17 protein-coding genes and 1 pseudogene are annotated in these 17,690 nt (G+C 62.1%); 13 read left to right on the top strand and 5 right to left on the bottom strand.

Going from position 1 to position 17,690, the window contains the following annotated elements; all coding sequences use genetic code 11:
- Positions 1-20 precede the first annotated feature (20 nt).
- The 8 genes from AC4PS7_RS13275 to AC4PS7_RS13310 are packed head-to-tail and all read left to right on the top strand — an operon-like array spanning position 21 to position 7,793.
- Positions 21-1,820, top strand: a complete 1,800-nt coding sequence (locus tag AC4PS7_RS13275; protein WP_042571541.1) for a DUF2341 domain-containing protein — start codon at positions 21-23, stop codon at positions 1,818-1,820.
- An 11-nt stretch (positions 1,821-1,831) separates the two neighbouring features.
- Positions 1,832-2,257, top strand: a complete 426-nt coding sequence (locus AC4PS7_RS13280; protein ID WP_492179474.1) for an ExbD/TolR family protein — start codon at positions 1,832-1,834, stop codon at positions 2,255-2,257.
- Between the two features lie 3 nt (positions 2,258-2,260).
- On the top strand, positions 2,261-2,965 hold the full coding sequence (locus AC4PS7_RS13285) for an energy transducer TonB family protein (protein ID WP_047542670.1): 705 nt from the start codon (positions 2,261-2,263) through the stop codon (positions 2,963-2,965).
- Positions 2,966-3,007: 42 nt separating this feature from the next.
- Positions 3,008-4,708, top strand: coding sequence for a putative porin (locus AC4PS7_RS13290; RefSeq protein ID WP_010211134.1), 1,701 nt, complete (start codon positions 3,008-3,010; stop codon positions 4,706-4,708).
- Between the two features lie 18 nt (positions 4,709-4,726).
- Entirely contained in the window at positions 4,727-5,353 is a 627-nt protein-coding gene (locus AC4PS7_RS13295) for a DNA repair protein (protein WP_069672678.1), read from the top strand.
- Between the two features lie 20 nt (positions 5,354-5,373).
- Positions 5,374-5,826, top strand: a complete 453-nt coding sequence (locus tag AC4PS7_RS13300) for a YbjN domain-containing protein (RefSeq protein ID WP_010211132.1) — start codon at positions 5,374-5,376, stop codon at positions 5,824-5,826.
- Positions 5,823-6,764, top strand: coding sequence for a peptidylprolyl isomerase (locus AC4PS7_RS13305; protein WP_021493301.1), 942 nt, complete (start codon positions 5,823-5,825; stop codon positions 6,762-6,764). The genes AC4PS7_RS13300 and AC4PS7_RS13305 overlap by 4 nt, the downstream gene beginning before the upstream one ends.
- A 51-nt stretch (positions 6,765-6,815) precedes the next feature.
- A complete protein-coding gene (locus tag AC4PS7_RS13310) occupies positions 6,816-7,793 on the top strand; it encodes a LysR family transcriptional regulator (RefSeq protein ID WP_010211130.1) in 978 nt (325 codons plus the stop codon).
- Between the two features lie 85 nt (positions 7,794-7,878).
- On the opposite strand, the gene AC4PS7_RS13315 is transcribed toward AC4PS7_RS13310, so the two are convergent.
- Positions 7,879-8,745, bottom strand: coding sequence for a LysR family transcriptional regulator (locus AC4PS7_RS13315; RefSeq protein ID WP_021493300.1), 867 nt, complete (start codon positions 8,743-8,745; stop codon positions 7,879-7,881).
- A 93-nt stretch (positions 8,746-8,838) separates the two neighbouring features.
- On the opposite strand from AC4PS7_RS13315, the gene AC4PS7_RS13320 reads away from it, so the two are divergent.
- The 4 genes from AC4PS7_RS13320 to AC4PS7_RS13335 are packed head-to-tail and all read left to right on the top strand — an operon-like array spanning position 8,839 to position 11,521.
- Complete coding sequence (locus tag AC4PS7_RS13320) at positions 8,839-9,387, top strand: DUF4865 family protein (RefSeq protein WP_021493299.1); 549 nt, start codon at positions 8,839-8,841, stop codon at positions 9,385-9,387.
- Positions 9,388-9,434: 47 nt separating this feature from the next.
- Positions 9,435-9,989, top strand: coding sequence for a histidine phosphatase family protein (locus tag AC4PS7_RS13325; protein WP_021493298.1), 555 nt, complete (start codon positions 9,435-9,437; stop codon positions 9,987-9,989).
- A gap of 45 nt (positions 9,990-10,034) precedes the next feature.
- Positions 10,035-10,790, top strand: coding sequence for a precorrin-6A synthase (deacetylating) (cobF, locus tag AC4PS7_RS13330; RefSeq protein WP_010211126.1), 756 nt, complete (start codon positions 10,035-10,037; stop codon positions 10,788-10,790).
- Between the two features lie 11 nt (positions 10,791-10,801).
- A complete protein-coding gene (locus AC4PS7_RS13335) occupies positions 10,802-11,521 on the top strand; it encodes an alpha/beta hydrolase (protein ID WP_492179476.1) in 720 nt (239 codons plus the stop codon).
- A gap of 11 nt (positions 11,522-11,532) precedes the next feature.
- Here the strand turns inward: AC4PS7_RS13335 and AC4PS7_RS13340 are convergent, their stop codons facing one another.
- A complete protein-coding gene (locus tag AC4PS7_RS13340) occupies positions 11,533-12,087 on the bottom strand; it encodes a DcrB/PsbP domain-containing protein (RefSeq protein WP_010211123.1) in 555 nt (184 codons plus the stop codon).
- A 72-nt stretch (positions 12,088-12,159) separates the two neighbouring features.
- Entirely contained in the window at positions 12,160-13,968 is a 1,809-nt protein-coding gene (locus tag AC4PS7_RS13345) for a monovalent cation:proton antiporter-2 (CPA2) family protein (RefSeq protein ID WP_010211122.1), read from the bottom strand.
- A gap of 364 nt (positions 13,969-14,332) precedes the next feature.
- Here AC4PS7_RS13345 and AC4PS7_RS13350 point away from each other — a divergent pair.
- Positions 14,333-14,638: pseudogene (locus tag AC4PS7_RS13350) on the top strand (XRE family transcriptional regulator).
- 186 nt (positions 14,639-14,824) lie between these two features.
- On the opposite strand, the gene AC4PS7_RS13355 reads toward AC4PS7_RS13350, so the two are convergent.
- Positions 14,825-15,727, bottom strand: coding sequence for an amino acid metabolite efflux pump (locus AC4PS7_RS13355; RefSeq protein WP_010211120.1), 903 nt, complete (start codon positions 15,725-15,727; stop codon positions 14,825-14,827).
- 53 nt (positions 15,728-15,780) lie between these two features.
- Positions 15,781-17,685: an asparagine synthase (glutamine-hydrolyzing) gene (gene asnB, locus AC4PS7_RS13360; RefSeq protein WP_492179477.1), complete on the bottom strand. Its 1,905-nt coding sequence runs from the start codon at positions 17,683-17,685 to the stop codon at positions 15,781-15,783.
- Positions 17,686-17,690 lie beyond the last annotated feature (5 nt).

Consider the following 17,690-nt stretch of genomic DNA (forward strand, 5'->3'; position numbering starts at 1 on the left):
TTCTTCCGGAGACTTCACCCATGCAACGCCTATTCCTGAGCCTGTTGATCTGCCTGGGCTTCACGCTCCCGGCCACCGCCCACGCCTGGTGGCAGGACGACTGGCACTACCGCAAGCAGATCTCGGTAGACACCACCGCCCAAGGCGCCGCGATCAACCAGGCCCTGGGCCGCACCGCGCTGTTGGTGCGCCTGCACACTGGCAACTTTACCTTTGATGGGGTCAAGGATGACGGCGCCGACCTGCGTTTCGTGAGTGCCGATGACAAGACGGTGTTCAATCATCAGATTGAGAGCTTCGATCCGTTGATGGGCATGGCGCTGATCTGGGTCGATGTGCCCAAGGTCGAAGGTGGCCAGCGCCAGGACTTGTGGATGTACTACGGCAACCAGAAGGCACCGGCCACCGCCAACGGCCAACTGACCTTCGACCCGAACTACACCGCGCTCTACCATTTCGACGGGGCCAACGGTACACCGGCCCGGGACACCACGGCCTACGCCAACACCGCGTTGAACGCCACCGGTGTGAGCATCGACGGAGTGATCGGCCGCGCCTTGCAGTTCAACGGCCAAGCGTTGATGTTACCGGCCAGCCCTTCGCTGCAACACGCCGCAGGTGGCGCGTTCACCTTCAGCGCCTGGTTGCGCCTGGACCAGGCCAGCGGCGAGCAAGTCGTTCTGGCTCGACGTGATGGCCCTCACAGCCTGTTGCTGGGGCTGAACCAGGGCATGCCGTTCGTGGACATCGACGGCCAGCGCGCCGTGTCGACTCAACCGCTGAACCCCGGCCAATGGCAGCACCTGGCGTTCACCGCCGAGGGTGACAAGGTCTCGCTGTATGTGAATGGCCGCGAAACCGCCACCCTGGCCGTCGCTTTGCCGGCGTTCAACACCCCACTGGCCATCGGTGCCGATCTGCCCGAAGCCGGCAGCACGCGGCCGCCATTCGCAGGGGCCATCGATGAGCTGCGCCTGTCCAAAGTGGCGCGTCCGGCGGCACTGTTGCTGGCCGATGCCAGCGCCCAAGGCGCCGAGTCAAAACTGGTGGCCTACGGTGTGGATGAAGAACAGTCCGGCTTCGGTTTCGGCAGCCTGGGCTTCCTGCTCAACGCCGTTCCGGTGGATGCCTGGGTGATCATCCTGGTGCTGGTGGCGATGATGTTCCAGTCATGGGTCATCATGTTGCGCAAGAACCGCCAAGTCAGCCGTGTGAGCAGCGCCAACGAGGTCTTCCGCGAGCACTTCGCGCAGATCGGCACGCGCCTGGAGATGTACGCCGACGATGCCCCGCTGGGCGAACGCCTGGCTCATTCTTCGCTGTGGCGCCTGTACCTGGTGGCGGTGAAGGAGATCCGCACCCGTCGCGCTCAGGGCGCCGACACCTCGTCGGTCTCCGCCGCCACCATCGAAGCCATCCGCTGCTCCATGGACGGCGTGCGCACCCGCGAAAACCAGGCGCTCAGTTCCAAGCTCTCGACCTTGTCCAACGCCATTGCCGGCGGCCCGTACATCGGCCTGCTGGGTACCGTGCTGGGGATCATGGTGGTGTTCCTCGGCACGGCCATGGCCGGTGACGTGAACATCAACGCCATCGCCCCCGGTATGGCGGCGGCGCTGCTGGCCACGGCCATGGGCCTGTTCGTCGCGATCCCGGCGTTGTTTGGCTACAACCGCCTGATCACGCGCAACAAGGAAGTCAGCGCGGACATGCGCGTGTTTGTCGACGAGTTCATCACCCGCCTGGCGGAGATGCACGGCGAGAGCCAGCACAGCGAAGCGGCGCACCGTCGTGACCACCATGCGCCGGTTCTGGCCTGAGGAGAATCGCCATGGCTTCCGTAAATGCCTCCCACGACGATGACGATGACGCCGCCGTCGACAGCATCAACATCACGCCCCTGGTGGACGTGCTGATGGTGGTGCTGGTGATGTTTATCCTCACCGCCACCGCCCAGGTGTCGGGCATCCAGATTCACCTGCCCAAGGCCAGCACCTCGGTGTCGTTGTCGGAGGCCAAGACCAAGGCCATCTCCGTGAATGACGGTGGCCAGGTGTTCCTCGACGCTTACCCGGTGACGCTCGGCGAGCTGGAAGAACGCCTGCGCATCGAGAAAGCGCTGAACCCGGATTTTCCGGTCATCGTACGTGGCGATGCGATGGTGCAGTACCAGAAGGTGATCGAAGTGCTCGACCTGCTGCGCCGACTTGAGCTGTCCCAGGTCGGGTTGGTCACCGGCAAGCCGAGCCAGGGCTGAACCATGACTGCACAGATCCCGATCGCGCCCTTGTCCGTAAAAAAGAAGCCGCCGTTGCGCCCGTTGAAGTGGGGTGCCGGCCTATTGCTGGGCGCCGTGGCGGCCTGGTGCTTGTGGCAGTGGGCCAATGACATGAGTGGCGTGCGCCGCGAAGCGCCGAAGGTGCCGACGATCATCCCGTTGCCGCCACCACCGCCACCGCCGCCGGAGAAACCCAAGGAGCCTGAGCCCCAGGTCGAAGAAAAAATCCCGGAGCCGGTGCCAAGCCCCGAGCCCGAGGAGGTCAAGCCAGCCGAGGAAGCGCCGCCTTCGCCTAACGAGGATCTGGCCAACCCGATGCAGATCGACGGCGACGCCCAGTCGGGCAATGACGGTTTCAACATCGGCGCCGGCAAGGGCGGTGGCATGGCCGGCAGTGGCGGCGGCGGCTTGGGGACGGGCACCTATAAGCAGTACCTGGCCGGCACGTATCAACGGCTGATGCGCGAAGACCCTGAGCTGCGCAAGAAGGCCTTCTCGATACAGATAGACCTGTGGTTGGGCGCCGACGGCCAAGTCACAAAGGCACTGGTGGCCAAGTCCAGCGGGGATGCCGAGACCGACGCGCAGATGCTCGCCTTGATCCAGGCACCGCGTGCCACCCAGAAGCCGCCGGCGTCTCTGACGCTGCCCATGCGCCTGTCCCTCAAGGGCCGGCGTCCGGATTGAACAAACCCTTTTACAACGGTTTTTTACAGGAGTTGCGTACACATGATTTCCCCCGTGAATCGACTGACCCTGGCGGTCGGCATGGTCATCGCGACCCTGGTCGGCCAGGCGGCTGCCGCCCCGGTCGCGCCCTCGGAAAACGTCACCATCAACCTGATCCGCCTGTTGGTGCAGCAAGGCGTGCTGACCCAGGACACGGCCAATGGGCTGATCGCCCAGGCCGAAAAAGAGGCACAGCAGGCACGCCAGGCCAATGCCGCACCGGTGGTTGCTGCAGGCCCGACTGCCGCACCCGGCGATGTGCGTGTGCAGTACGTGCCGCAGGCGGTGAAGGATCAGATTCGTGACCAGGTCAAGGCCGAGGTCATGGCCACCGCCAAGCAGGAAAACTGGGCACAGCCCAATACCTTCCCGGACTGGGTCTCGCGCATCAGCTTTGACGGTGATATCCGCCTGCGGGACGAGTCGCGTTACTTCTCGGGCAATAACAGCAACGAGATTGTCGACTACGCCAAACTCAATGAGAGCGGCCCGTACGACACCAACAAGGACACCAACACCAAGCTGCCACCGCTGCTCAATACCACCAAGGACCGCGAGAACCTGTTCCGCCTGCGTGCGCGCCTGGGCATGAAAGCGGTGCTGTCGCCGGACTGGACCGCCGGCATCCGTGTCGGCACCGGCTCCGACAACAACCCAGTGTCCACCACCCAGACCCTGGGCGGCGGCTTTGGCAAGAAAGACATCTGGCTTGATCAGGGTTACCTGAGCTGGAAGGCCACCCCGGACGTGACCCTCACCGCCGGGCGTTTCGCCAACCCGTTCTATTCCACCGACATGATGTATTCGGGTGACCTGAACTTCGACGGTATCGCTGCCAACTTCAACCATGCCCTGAACAGCCAGTGGGGCCTGTTCGGCACCTTGGGTGCGTTCCCGGTGGAGTACACCTCCGACTCGGCCAGCAGTAACGGGTTCGACAAGGAAGACAGCGAGACCAAGTGGCTGTTTGGTGGTCAGATCGGCGCCAACTGGAAGATCAACCGCGAAAACAGCCTCAAGGGCGCGGTGGCCTACTACCACTTTGACGATATCGAAGGTGAACGCTCCGGCGCTTGCCGCCCCTGGTCCGGCCAGCCGGCCTGTGACAGCGACGGCTCGCGCCTGGCCTTCATGCAGAAGGGCAACAGCGTGTTCCTGCTGCGCGACATCGCCCCCAACCCGGCCACCCCTGGCCTGACCCCGCAACCGCAGTTCGTGGGCCTGGCGTCCAAGTTCGACGTGCTCGACCTGAACCTGGCCTGGGATGCCGAACTGCCCAGCGATTTCAAGCTACGTACCCAAGGCAACTTCATTCACAACCTGGCCTACGACAAGGGCGAAATGCTCAAGCGCAGCGAAGGCGAGATCGTCAACAACATCAACAGCAAGGGCCAGTTTGAAAGTGGCGGCAATGCGCTGATGGTCTCCTTCACCCTCGGCAGTGCGCTGGAAATGCGCAAGCGCGGTGATTGGAACGTGTTGGCCGGCTACAAGTACATTCAGCCTGACGCCCTGCCTGACGGCTTCAACGATTCGTCGTTCCACCTGGGCGGCACCAACGCCAAGGGGTACTTCATTGGCGCCAACTACGGCATCGAAAAGAACATCTACGCCAGTGCGCGTTGGTTGAGCGCCTCGCAAGTGTATGGCGCGCCGTTCGAAGTCGATGTGATGCAACTGGAACTCAACACGCGCTTTTGATGCGCAGGGAGATGCCACATGAACACGCGAATCTGCGGGCTGTTGCTGCTGCTGGTCACCACTGGCGCGTCGGCTGAAGGCATGGAGGAGCGCCTGCGTACGCAACTGCGCAGCACCACCCAGCAATTGCAGGCCCTGCAAAGCGAACAGGCCCAGGCCAGCGCCGCGCGGATTGCGGCTGAAAACCAGGCCAAGCAGGCCCAGGCACACATCAAGCAGTTGACGGCTGAGTTGGACAAGGCCCGTGGCGTGGCCGAGCAAATGGCCGGTCAGCAACACAGCCTGCACAGCCAGGCACAGGCCCAGGTGGCGGCCAGTCATGAGCAGATCGGCAAGTTCAAGAAGGCCTATGACGAACTGCTGGTGCTGGCCAAGGGCAAAGAGGCCGAGCGAGCGCGCTTGCAGGCACAACTGAGCGAGCGTGACACACAAGTGCAGCAATGTTCAGTCAAGAATCAACAGATGTACGGCGTGGCTCAGCAGTTGCTCGCGGCCTACGAAAAAATCGATGTGGCCGAGGTGATGAGTATTCGCCAGCCCTTCGCCAGCAGCGCGCGGGTCAAGTTCGAGGAACTCGCCCAGGGCTTTGGCGACGATTTGTACAAGAGCCGTTTCGATGCGCCCCAGGCAACCGCCAATCATTGATAGACAGGGAAGAGATCACCATGAGCGAATTGATCACCAGCGTCACCCCCCAGAGCCTCACCGAGTTGCTGCAGGAGGCCGGCTACCGGGTCAACCAGACCGAACAAAACGGCATCGTGCAATTGCTCAGCGCCAGCCAGGGCATCGGCTTTGCCGTGCGCTTCGGTAACCCGGCGGCAGAGCAGGGTGCGTATGTGGATTTCACCTACAGCTGCGCGCTGCGGATCCAGGGCGAATTGCCCGAAGGTTTGGCCCAAGTGTGGAACGCATCGCGACGCTTTGCGCGGTTGTCGGTGCAAGGCGAGTTTTTGTTGATGGAAATGGACGTGGTGGTGGCGGGCGTCGGCGCCACGCACCTGCGCAGCCATTTGGAATTGTGGGACCGCCTGTTGCAGGAGTTCATCGTCTACCTGCGTGAATACAGCCAGCAGGCGGCGCAGTTGCAGGCTGAAGCCGAGGCACCGGTATTGTGAAGAAGCCAACCCTGATGGTCGGCGCGGGTGCGTTGGCCTTGCTGGTGGTGGCGGTGGGCTTGAGCCTGCGGCCGGGCAGCGACCCGGTGGCGGCGCAGCAACCGGCACCGGTGCTCAACCCTGTATCGGCCGGACCGGCGGTGGCCCGCCTGGGCAATCAGCAGATCGACCTGACGGAACTGAAAACCGTGCTGGCCAGCCTGCCTGCCGAGTCCCGCGAGCAATTGCGCGGCAACCGCAGCGCGTTGGAGACCTGGATCCGTTCACGCCTGGCGCAAAAGGCCGTGCTCGAACAGGCGGACGCCCAGGGCTGGCGTCAGCGCCCGGACGTGGAACAGCAGACCCGCGCCGCCGCCGAGCAAATCGTGTTTCGCGACTACATGCTGTCGGTCAGTCAGGTGCCGGCCGATTATCCCAGCGCCGCGGAGTTGCAGTTGGCCTACGACAGTGGCAAGGCGCAATGGGTGACGCCACCGTTGTACCAGGTGAGCCAGATTTTCCTGGCGACCCATGACCCGCAAACCGTCGACAGCGTGCGGCGCCAAGCGCAGGAACTGAGCCGTCGTGCCCAGGCTGCGCCGGCTGATTTCGCCGCCCTGGCCACGCAGTTTTCCCAGGACACCGACTCTGCCGCGCGCGGTGGCGACTCGGGCATGCAGCCCTTGCAACAGCTGGTGCCGGAGGTTCGCAGTGCGGTGTCGCGCCTCAAGGTCGGCGCGGTGTCGGACGTGGTGCAGAGCGCGGCGGGGTTTCATGTGCTCAAGCTCACCGGCCAGCAACCGGCGCGTACTGCGACCCTCGACGAACTGCGCGAACGTCTTACGCAGGCTCTGCGTGCCCAGCGTCAGGAACAGATCGCCAAGGCCTACCTCGAAGGCATGCTCAACACCGCAACCCTGAGTATCGACGGCGCCGAACTGAACAAGGTGCTGGAGTAACCCGCGTCAACCCGCATTGGATGCACAGACCGACAAGACAGGGAGTCTCCCATGGCATTTCTAGAACCGTCCGCCCCGCAGGTGCCGTCCTCTTATCGCGCCCCGGCGGAGGGGCGCAGTCGCTGGCTGGCCCTGGCCCATGAGATCGACCCGGAGGTGGCGCGCTACTTTCTGGTGAGCGCGCGCTGCGGCTGTTTCATGCAGGCGGCGCGCAGTCTGAATATCAAGGCGACGCTGTTGCGCAAGCGCCTGGCGCAGCTTGAAGAGCACGTGCGCCATTCGCTGTTCAGCTACCAGGGCAATGGCTTGGTACTCAGTCGCGACGGCCAGCAATTGCACGCCCAATTGATTGCCCTGGCCCATGAACGGCGTTTGCCGGTCACGGAGCAGCCGCTGATTCGGCTGGCGGTGGCCGAACCGATCTTGCACGACATCCTTGGGCGCGACCTGATCGCCTTGCTGCGTCGCAATGCCAGCGTGCGCCTGGAGATCATCTCCATCGACAGCCAGTTGTCGCTGCAAGCGGTGGATGTTGACGTGGTGCTGTGGCTGTCGGACGCCGATGGCCCCGTGCCTGGCCCGAGCTTTGCCACCGAGCCGCCACAGGCCCTGGCGCGCTTGCACTACGTGCCGCATATCGCCAAGCGATATTCACGGTTGACGACGCGGCCAGACAGCCTGGAAGACCTCGACGACTACATGCTGGTGCAATGGCAGCCCGATGCGCAGGTGGGCGCCTTGCGGGCTTGGAACCATGTGGTGGAACAGCGCCTGGCAGCGGTGGTGCAGGTGCATGCGTATTCGCTGATGCTGGAGATGATCCGCTGTGGCGCGTGCATTGGGTTGCTGCCGCATTACATGAGCAGTTTTGACCGGGGCTTGGTGGCGTTGCCGGGGTTGTTGACCGAGAGCATGCAGCGGCAGGTGTGGCTGGCGGTGAATGCGCAGGTGGCGGATAGGGAGGCAGTGCGGATGATTGTGGCGTTGATTGTGGGGACGTTTGAGGGGCGGCGGGAGTGGTTTGACTGACGGTTTAGATTGCATGTCAAACCCGGTTGAAAAGGTGGAGCTGGCTTGCCAGCTCCCACGGAAAAGCCTACTGGCAGGCCTGAATTCAGCGCTGTAGGACGCCGCGAAAGGTCGTGCTCAGGGCTCGCAAGGTTTCCCTGGAGCGCACGTCACTGATACGGCTGTAAAGCACCACTTCACTGACTGGCAAGGGCGGCAAGCCGTATTGCTCGCTCACCTCCACCGCACCCGTCGGCGCCACGCGATGGGCGAGGGCCGCCACGCCGAGCCCGGCGCTGACGGCGGCGCCCACGGCCATGACGCCACCGCCAACGAACACTTCGGTCCAGTCGATGCGTGCCTCATCCAGTGCGCGTGTCGCCAGGTGGCGAACGCCGCAGGGCGCGGCCATGGTGGCCATGCGCAGGGGCGTGCCGGGACTGTGTTGCCAGGTCGGGGCGGCGAACCAGCCAAAGCGTTCCACCGCCAACACTTCGCCGTCTTGGCGGTCGCCCTCGTTGCGCACGATGACCGCGTCCAGCTCATTGCGATCAAAGGCGGCGACCAGATCGCGGGAGGAGGCGATGCGCACTTCGAGGATCACCAAGGGGTCATAGGCGGCCAGGCGGCTGAGCCAAGTCGGCAGGTCGGGGCCGGCCACGTGGTCGCTGATGCCGATCACCAGGCGCCGTAGCAAGGGGTTGCCCATATCGGCCAAGGCGCGTTCATGGGCATTGAGCAGGGCGCGGGCGGCGACGATGAACTGTTCGCCGCGGGGCGACAGCCGCACATGCCGAGGCGTGCGTTCGAGCAGGCGATAGCCGAGGCGTTCTTCCAGGCGTTTGAGCTTGAGGCTGATCGCCGCCTGGGAGGTGTCGAGGGCTTCGGCAGCGCGAGTGAAACTGGCGAAATCGGCTACCAGCACAAAGGCCTGGACGGTGTCGATATCCAGCGGTTTTAGCGCGTCAGTCATATTGACTCCTTATCGCACCTATATTGGCTGATATCTTGTTGAAATGATCGTCGCTGCGCAAGCTGATCCCTCATCTTGCACAGGAGTTTTCGCATGTTTGCCAAACAATATTCACACCGCTTGCCTGCTGACTACGACATGGGCGTGATTCGCCGCCGCGCCGCGCAACTGGGGCCGTTGTGGGATCACGCCGAGGGGTTGCTGTTCAAGGCATTTATCGCCCAGGAGCACGGCGGCAATGTGTATTCGTCGGTGTACCTGTGGGCAGACCCGTTGCAGGCCGCTGACTTTTTACTCGGCGAGCGTTTTCAGAAGGTGCTCGATAGCTTTGGTCGGCCGCACATTGAGAGTTGGTTACCGCTGGATGTGCAACGTGGCCCGGCGCAGGGTGCGTTGAGCTTGTATCGCGAGGAGTGGCCGCTGGCGCCGGGAGCGGACAGGGCGGCGGTGCTGGCCGAGGAGAAGCAGCGCAATCGGCAGCTGGCTGACAACAGCGACACCTTTGCGGTGTTCCTGGCGCTGGATGTGCAAGCGTGGCGTTTGGTGCGTATTACGTTGTCGGCCAAGGCACTGGATACGGAGCACCCAGGTAGGGGTTACCAGGTGCTCTATCTGGCACAGGGCGTTGCGTCCCTGCGCTAACTGCTCCAATCTTGCTGGCCTCATCCCTATCCTTCAGGAAACCTGTGATGCAGGCCACTCGTTTGACACTTATTTGTCATGCCGTGACGCCACAGCAAAAAAAGGGCAGCTTCCCCGATAACGAGTCCGTTGCGATGGACTGGCAATATGCGGGCCTGTCCCTTGCCGGCCGCTATAAGAAAAGCCTGCGCCTGGTCTGCGGCCCAGAGGCGCGTACCCGCCAGACAGCAGGCTTGTTCGGTCGCAATCCCCAGGTGGATAACGCCTTGCGTGATGGCGACTTTGGTCGTTGGAAAGGTAAGGACATCAATGATATCGACCGTGAGGAGCTGATGGATTGGCAGGGCAACAGCGCCAGCACATCCCATGGTGGCGAATCGGTGGACCAGGTGTGCAAACGGGTAGGGCAATGGATGAAGTCCCTGGAAACCCAACCCGGCCATATCGTCGCTGTCACCCACCCCTTTGTGATCCGGGCCGCAATGTTCTACGCCCTGGGGTTTCCCATTTCGATGTTCTACCTGATCGATGTCGAACCGCTGTCTGCCACTGAACTGCGCTTCAACGACGTGTGGCGCCTGCGCCTGGAAACTCACGCCTAGCCGCCTGAACATGGCAAAATCCACGCCCCGCAATGAGAGCAACCCATGAAACGCATCCTGATCATCGGCATTGGCGCCGGCAACCCTGACTACATCACGATGCAGGCCGTGAAGGCGCTCAATCGCACCGACGTGTTTTTCCTGATGGACAAGGGCCAGAGCAAAGACAAGTTGATCGACCTGCGTCGCGAAATCTGCGAGACCTACATCACCGAGCCTGGCTACCGTTTCGTCGAGGCCGACTGCCCCGAGCGTGTGCGCGGCGATATCGACTACACCACCGCCGTGCAGGACCTCAACCGCGACAAGCAGCAGACGTTCGAACGCATGATCAACGAAGAAATGGCTGACGGTGAAGTGGGCGCTTTCCTCGCGTGGGGCGACCCTGCGTTGTATGACAGCACCATCCGCATTCTGCAGGCGATTCTCGCCAGCGGCCGCAGTGAGTTCGAGTTCGAAGTGATCCCTGGCATCACCAGCGTGCAAGCCCTGGCAGCCCAGCACAAAGTGCCGTTGAACCGAATTGGCAAGTCCGTTGAGATCACCACCGGGCGCCGTTTGGCGGCGGGGCAGGCGAGTGATGCCGACACGCTGGTCGTGATGCTCGACGCCGAAGACTCCTACCGCACCCTGGCGGATCAGGACCTGGATATCTATTGGGGGGCCTACCTGGGCACGCCGGATGAGATCCTGATCAGCGGCAAAGTCAGTGAGGTAGCGCAAGAAATCGAACGGGTGCGCAAGGCGGCGCGCCTGCAAAATGGCTGGATCATGGACACCTATCTGTTACGCAAACCCTGAGGTAACGTCCCATGCTCAAACGCTTCGCCCTGGCGCTGACGCTGGTAGTCGGCACCGCCCATGCCGACGATGTATTGCACACCGACTTGCCTTTGTCGTACCTGGAACAGGCCCAGGGCGATGCGCGTAACCAGCCTCTGGTGATTTTCCTGCATGGATTTGGCAGTAACGAGGAGGAGCTGTTCGGCATCAAGGACGCGCTGCCGTCCACCTGGACCTACTTGTCGGCCCGTGCGCCGATGCCAGTGGACCCGCACGGTTATCGCTGGTTTACCAAGACACCCGGCGACGGTGATTACGATGGCGAAACCGCTGACCTGCAGCGCAGCGCCAAGCTGATCGAAGACTTTGTCGGCAAAGCCACCGCCAAGTACCACACGCAACCGGATCGGGTGTTCCTGGTGGGCTTCAGCCAGGGTGCGATCATGTCCTACGAGGTGGGCCTGCGCCGGCCGGAACTGCTGCGCGGCATTGCGGCGTTGAGTGGCAGCGTGTTGCCGGTGCTCAAGGCTGAGCTGAAGCCGAACGCGTCACTGGGCAAACTGGCGATCTTTATCGGCCATGGCACGTTGGACCAGGCTTTGCCGTATGTGTCAGCGACACGGGCGAATGAGGTGCTGACCGGGTTGGGGTTAAAGCCGGAGTTCCATGGGTACCCCGGCATGCCGCATACCATCAGCGAGACGGAAGTGCAGGACCTGAAAGCCTGGTTGGAAAAAAGCCTGCACTGACCGTCGAAAGGTTATTTGCCGCCGGTAATCTGTTTGACCAACGCCGCATGCCCCTTGGCGTCATCCGCCCGTGAAATAGCCTGGATCACCAGCAGGTGGTTGCCCGAACCACCCAGGAACGTGGAGTTCAGCGTCTTGCCGCCGCCCTGGGTGGCGGTGCTGTCTACCTGGCGCAGGCCCAGGCCTTTGAACGTCAGTTTCTTCTCGCTCTGTTTCTTGAAGTCAGGCAGCGCAGCGCTCTGGTCCTTGACGAACCCGGCCACAGCGCCATCCAGGAATGGCGCGTCGTTGTCGCCGATGGTTACCCCATCGTTACGCACGGTTTCGGCGACGATCACCACACTTTTCGTGGTCTGGTTCGCATACATCGTGCCCTGGGTGTCGGCGGTGCCATCCTCGGCCTTGCCGGCCGGCAGGGTGTCGGCGACGTAGGCCTTGGGCAGTTTGAAGGTGAACTTGCCACCCAAGGTGGAGATGGTTTGCGTGGTCGGCTTGGAAGCGGCGAATACGCTGCCGGCGGTCAGCGCGAGGGCCAGCAGGACGGCGGTCTTGGTGAAAGTGGCCATGAAGCGCTCCGGGGATGAACGAAATTGCGCCGTATTCTGTCAGAAATTTCGCAAAATCGTTCATCCATAGCCTCACACCTTGTCGGACTCTTCCTCAAGTCGGTCCATCTCAAACAATCGCGCCAGTTCTGTCCGGGCTTCCTGGGCGGTTTGCATGACTTTGGCGGCGTCGTCGTACACCGCGTGTTGCGCGGCCAGCACTTGCAGGTCGTGGTTCTTGAAGCGGGTGATGCGCGCATCGGCCTGGGCCTGGCTCAATCCGAGGCCGACCAGGGTGCGACGGCTCATTTCCAGGCTGGAGTAGAAGGTCTCGCGAATCGGCGATGCGTCCAGGTCCACCAGGCGGTGCACGTGCTGGCGGTTACGCGCGCGGGCGATGATTTTCATGTGCGGGTAGAGATTGCGCACCAGCTCGGCGGTCTTGATGTTGATCTCCGGGTCGTCCATGGCGATCACGAAGAATTCCGCCTGGTCGACCTTGGCGGCGTGCAGGATCTCTGGGCGCTGCGGGTCGCCATAAAATACCGGCATGCCGCCGAAACTGCGGGTCAGTTCGATGGTTTCCACCGACGTGTCCAGGGCAATGAACGAGATGTTCTGAGCTCGCAGGATCCGCGCCACGATCTGGCCCATACGGCCCATGCCGGCGATGACCACACGGGGCGCGTCGCTTTCGATGGTGCGGTACGCCTCGGGGATTTCCACTGGTTTGACCTTGGGCTTGAACAGCTTCGGGCACACCAACAGCAGCAACGGCGTCACCGCCATGGACAGGGTGATGGTCAGCACCAGGATGTCGTAAAGGTGCGGTTCGAACAGGCCCTGGTCGCGGCCTATCTTGAACACCACGAAGGCGAACTCACCGCCCGCTGCGAGCACCACGCCCAGGCGCAGGGCGCTCTCGCGATTGAGATCACCCACCATGCGGCCCACGGCATACAGCAGCGGCAGTTTCAAACCGATCAGCAGCAGCGTCAGGCCGATCACCACCAGCGGTGAGCTGAGCAGCAGGCTGAGGTTGGCGCCCATGCCCACGCTGATGAAGAACAGACCCAGCAGCAGGCCCTTGAACGGTTCGATCTGGGATTCCAGTTCGTGGCGGTATTCCGAGTCCGCCAGCAGCAGGCCGGCGAGGAATGCGCCGAGGGCCATGGACACGCCCACCAGTTCCATCAACCAGGCGGTGCCGATTACCACCAACAGTGCGGTGGCGGTGGACACTTCGCGCAGGCCGGTCTTGGCGACGACGCGAAACACTGGCCGCAACAGGTAGCGTCCGCCGATGATCACCACCGCAATGCTGCCGAGAATCTGCAACACATGCTGCAGGCCCTGGGCTTCGGTGGTCGGGTGATCGCTGCCGGCCAGCAACGGCACCATGGCGATCAGCGGGATCGCGGCGATGTCCTGGAACAGCAGAATCGCAAAGGCCAGGCGGCCATGCGGCTGGTTCAGCTCCTTGCGCTCGGCCAGGCTTTGCAGGCCAAACGCGGTGGATGACAAGGCCAGGCCCAGACCGAGCACGATCGCACTGTTCCACGACTGGCCGAACAGCCACAACGCCACCGCGCCCATCACCAGGCCCGTGAGCAGCACCTGCGCCAGACCTACGCCGAACACGGCCTTGCGCATCACCCATAAACGCTTGGGCGACAATTCCAGGCCGATGATGAACAGCAGCAAGACCACGCCCAGCTCGGAGAACTGCGCGACGCTTTGCGGGTTGCCGATCAGGCCCAGCACCGACGGGCCGATGATCACACCGGCGAACAGATAGCCCAGCACCGCGCCCAATTGCAGGCGTTTGGCCAGGGGCACGGTCAACACGGCGGCGAGCAGGAACACCACGGCTGCTTGTAACAGGTTGCCTTCATGGGGCATTAGGAACTCCAGGATCTTCAAAGCCAATCAACAGACGGGTATTAGAGCGCCTTTTACATTTCGATAATTGTGTTTTTGCCGCGTATGCGTGTGATGGAGCAACGTTTTTACAAGGGACTGAGCGCACTGGGGTCGTTGCTGAAGGATGTACAAACAATTTGCCGACCCCTGCGAGTGGAAGCCAGGCCACTTCATCTTCTAGTTTTAGGCTCTTGAGTTTATATTCCCTGGGTGGAATATTTTCATGGGTTGGAACATTGAGTACATGGATGAATTCGGCACCGGTGGTATGAGGAGCACGTCCCTGTGGCTGAAAAGCTGTATGACGTGCATTTGGAAGCATTGCGTAAAGAGGGCCGTACCCATGGCGAAGCAATTCGCTGAACTTCAAGCTCGCATGACGCCGCAGGCGCGTGCTGAAGCGCAGCAGCTGGTCCAGCAACATCTGCAGGAAATGCCTCTGCATGAGCTGCGCAAAGCTCAGCAGTTGAGCCAGCAAAGTCTGGCCTAGGCATTGAATATCAACCAGGCCGCCGTCTCCAAGATGGAGCGGCGCACCGACATGTACATCAGCACGTTGCGCGACTATATCCGTGCGATGGGCGGCGAGCTGGAAATCATTGCGACGTTTCCCGATGGTCAGGTCAAGATCGACAATTTTGCCTGCTGAACGCGGTCGCGAACGCCTGACCTCAAGGCAATGCTGCTCGCCGGCCAGGGCGTCGGGGATCTGGAACTCATCGTCCCAGCCCCCGTGGCCTGAGGTTTGCACGCGATGAGCGACTTTTATCGCCGGCGAGTCATGCAGGTGCTCGCGCAGCCCATACGCGAACAAAATCCTGAATTCATGCCATGACTATCTATCCATGTGGGCAATCGGCTGCGGTTCCACGGGCGCGAGATTGACTGGCCTGCGGTACAGGCCCACCGCCAGGCCAACAATGATGATCCCGATCGAGATCAGGTTCGGTGTGGAAATGCGCTCGTCGAGGATCAGCATCGAACTGGTGATACCGAACACCGGAATCAGCAACGACAGCGGCGCCACGGTGGACACCGGGTACAGCTTGAGCAGCGAGTTCCAGCCCCAGTAGGCAAAGTGCGTGGCCAAGTAGACCTGGAACAGGATCGAGAGGATCGCCGTCAGGTCGAGGCTGCTTTGCAAACCTTCGAATGCCGCGCTGCCGTGCATCAGCCAGGCGGTGAGGAACAGCGGGATCGGCGGGATCAGGCTGGCCCAGACCATGAACGAGAAGATCTCCTTGACCCCGGATTTCTTGATGATCACGTTGCCTACGCTCCAGGCCACCGCACTGAGTACGATCAGCAGGACGCCCAGCACCGCATGGTTGCCTTCCTGAGTGGAGATGATCCCGGCCAGGCCAATCAAGGCCAGCACGGCGCCGATCATCTGCGCACCACGGATTTTCTCCTTGAACAGCACAAAGCCCCAGCCCATGGTGAAGAACACGCTGAGCTGAATGATCAACGACGCAATACCGGGACTCACGCCCACCTGGATGCCGTAGTTGATCACGCCCCACATGCCCAGCCCGAAGATAAAGCCGTAGGCGGCCACGTAGCTGAACTTGACGGCGGGGCGTTTGATAAAGAACACCAGGGGCAGGGCGGCGAGGGCAAAGCGGATGCCCGTGAGTACAAACGGATCGATGGCGCGCAGGCCCAGTTTGGTGATCGGGAAGTTGACCCCCCACACCAGGGTAACGAGCACGGCCAGAAACAAATGTTTTTTCAGCATGGACCCTCCTTGGGTCAGGCGGCACAGCGCGATCGCGATGTGCCGCCAGGAAGTCAGTTCAAGGCGAAGCGTTTTTGCATCAGGCACAGCCCGGCGATTTCCATCAGCAGGTTGTCTGCCGAGGCGCGTTGGGCGGTGGACAAGCTTGGCAGGGTTGCCAGCAACGCGCGCACTTTACGCGGATCGAAGAACGGCACGTTATTCAATGCCGGGCCGCTCAACACATCGTTGATCATTTCATACAGCTTCGATTGCGGGCTTTCGGACGCCGGTGGCGCGCGGAAGTACTGCTTCTTGCGATCCAGCACAGCCTGGGGCACGTAAGGGCGCATGGCTTCGCGCAGGGCGTACTTTTCGGTGGCGCCGCGTACTTTCATGTTCACCGGCAGGCGGCACGCGGCCTCGATCACTTGGTGATCGAGCAGCGGTGGGCGGCCTTCCAGGCTGCCGGCCATTTCCATGCGGTCACCCAGGGAGGTGAGCACCACGTTGGGCAGGCTGGACTTGGCGACCATGTACAACGAGCGGTTCACCGGCTCCCAGCCGTTGAGTGCCCGTGGGCTCAGACGGTCGTAGAACTCGCGATAGGCATCGGTATGGCTGAAACGCTCACGGAAATCGTCGCTGTACAGTTGCGCCAGGGGGCCGAACAACGCCGATTGAGTTTGCAGCCAGGACACGCCGTGGCCCAGCTCGTCCTGTACCCATTTCACGTCATTCTTGCCGCCAGGCAGGTAACGGTCTTCACTGGCGTGCAGGCGTCGGCTGAGTTCGGCAATCGCCGACGGGTCCTGGTTTTCATGGTTGTACAGCACCATGTCGCGACGATAATGCGGGTAGCCGCCGAAGACTTCGTCGGCGCCTTCACCGGTCAGTACGGCGCGCATGCCCTGGTTCTGCACGTATTTGCACAGCAGGTACTTGGCCACGCTGTGAGCGTTGGCGAAGGGCATTTCGGCGTGCCAAAGGGCATTTTCGAAGTTGTCCGCCATGTCGGAAGAGTTCACCGACAGCACGTTGAGGTGGGCGCGGTTATGCCGGGCGGCCACTTCGGCGTACTGGCGTTCGTCGTAGGCTTGCTCGCCCTCGAAAGACAAGTGGAACGCCTGCAAAGATTGGCCGGTCAACTCGGTGGCGATGCCCAGCATGGCCGACGAATCGAGGCCGCCGCTAAGGCACACGCCCACCGGCACATCGGCGTGCAGGCGCAGGCGTACGGACTCCTCGATGGTGTTGCGCAGGAACTCGATCATCTCGGCTTCGCTGCGCTGTTCGGTCGCCTCGGCATCCGGGAAGTCCCAGTCCCAGTACTGTTCGGTCTGCAGGCCGCTTTCGTCGGCGATAATCCAGCAACCCGGTTTCACGCTGCGGATGTTGTTGAACACGGTACGGTCGCGCAGGATAAAGCCGCGATTGGCGTAGGCTTCGTGGTCCCACTGTGCCGGCACGCCGGCTGCAAGCAAGGCTTTGATCTCGGACGCGAAGTACCAGGCACCTTCATGTTCGGTGTAGTACAGCGGCTTGACACCCACCCGGTCGCGCACGGCAAACAGCTTTTTGCGCAGGCGATCGAAAATCAGGATGGTGAACTCGCCGCGCAGTTGTTTGAGGCCACGCACGCCATGGCGGCGGTACAAGTGCATGGCGATTTCGCTGTCGGACGAGGTCTTGAAGCGGCAACCGTAGCCTTCCAGCTCGGTGCGGATGCGTTGATAGTCATAGAACTCGCCGTTGACCATCATCACCAGGTCGCCTTCGTCGGCAACGATAGGCTGGGTGCCGTTACCCAGGCCGACCAGGCCCAGGCGTACGTAACCAAAGGCCGCTTGGCCCTTGGGGTCGAACCATTGGCTGGAGCTGTCCGGGCCGCGATGATGGATGGCACGCAGGGCGGCATCGAACATGTTCGGGTTGAACGCACGAGGTTGTTTGGCAAAGACGCCAATGTATCCACACATGACAA

Source organism: Pseudomonas sp. DW-iso3, from assembly GCF_058725305.1.

Excerpts from the sequence above, each read along its gene's own strand:
- AC4PS7_RS13355 (WP_010211120.1), bottom strand. The coding sequence starts at position 15,727 with ATGCTGAAAAAACATTTGTTTCTGGCCGTGCTCGTTACCCTGGTGTGG.
- AC4PS7_RS13335 (WP_492179476.1), top strand. The coding sequence starts at position 10,802 with ATGCTCAAACGCTTCGCCCTGGCGCTGACGCTGGTAGTCGGCACCGCC.
- AC4PS7_RS13315 (WP_021493300.1), bottom strand. The coding sequence starts at position 8,745 with ATGACTGACGCGCTAAAACCGCTGGATATCGACACCGTCCAGGCCTTT.
- AC4PS7_RS13310 (WP_010211130.1), top strand. The coding sequence starts at position 6,816 with ATGGCATTTCTAGAACCGTCCGCCCCGCAGGTGCCGTCCTCTTATCGC.
- AC4PS7_RS13280 (WP_492179474.1), top strand. The coding sequence starts at position 1,832 with ATGGCTTCCGTAAATGCCTCCCACGACGATGACGATGACGCCGCCGTC.
- AC4PS7_RS13285 (WP_047542670.1), top strand. The coding sequence starts at position 2,261 with ATGACTGCACAGATCCCGATCGCGCCCTTGTCCGTAAAAAAGAAGCCG.
- AC4PS7_RS13275 (WP_042571541.1), top strand. The coding sequence starts at position 21 with ATGCAACGCCTATTCCTGAGCCTGTTGATCTGCCTGGGCTTCACGCTC.
- AC4PS7_RS13300 (WP_010211132.1), top strand. The coding sequence starts at position 5,374 with ATGAGCGAATTGATCACCAGCGTCACCCCCCAGAGCCTCACCGAGTTG.
- AC4PS7_RS13295 (WP_069672678.1), top strand. The coding sequence starts at position 4,727 with ATGAACACGCGAATCTGCGGGCTGTTGCTGCTGCTGGTCACCACTGGC.
- asnB (WP_492179477.1), bottom strand. The coding sequence starts at position 17,685 with ATGTGTGGATACATTGGCGTCTTTGCCAAACAACCTCGTGCGTTCAAC.
- AC4PS7_RS13320 (WP_021493299.1), top strand. The coding sequence starts at position 8,839 with ATGTTTGCCAAACAATATTCACACCGCTTGCCTGCTGACTACGACATG.
- cobF (WP_010211126.1), top strand. The coding sequence starts at position 10,035 with ATGAAACGCATCCTGATCATCGGCATTGGCGCCGGCAACCCTGACTAC.
- AC4PS7_RS13340 (WP_010211123.1), bottom strand. The coding sequence starts at position 12,087 with ATGGCCACTTTCACCAAGACCGCCGTCCTGCTGGCCCTCGCGCTGACC.
- AC4PS7_RS13325 (WP_021493298.1), top strand. The coding sequence starts at position 9,435 with ATGCAGGCCACTCGTTTGACACTTATTTGTCATGCCGTGACGCCACAG.
- AC4PS7_RS13345 (WP_010211122.1), bottom strand. The coding sequence starts at position 13,968 with ATGCCCCATGAAGGCAACCTGTTACAAGCAGCCGTGGTGTTCCTGCTC.
- AC4PS7_RS13290 (WP_010211134.1), top strand. The coding sequence starts at position 3,008 with ATGATTTCCCCCGTGAATCGACTGACCCTGGCGGTCGGCATGGTCATC.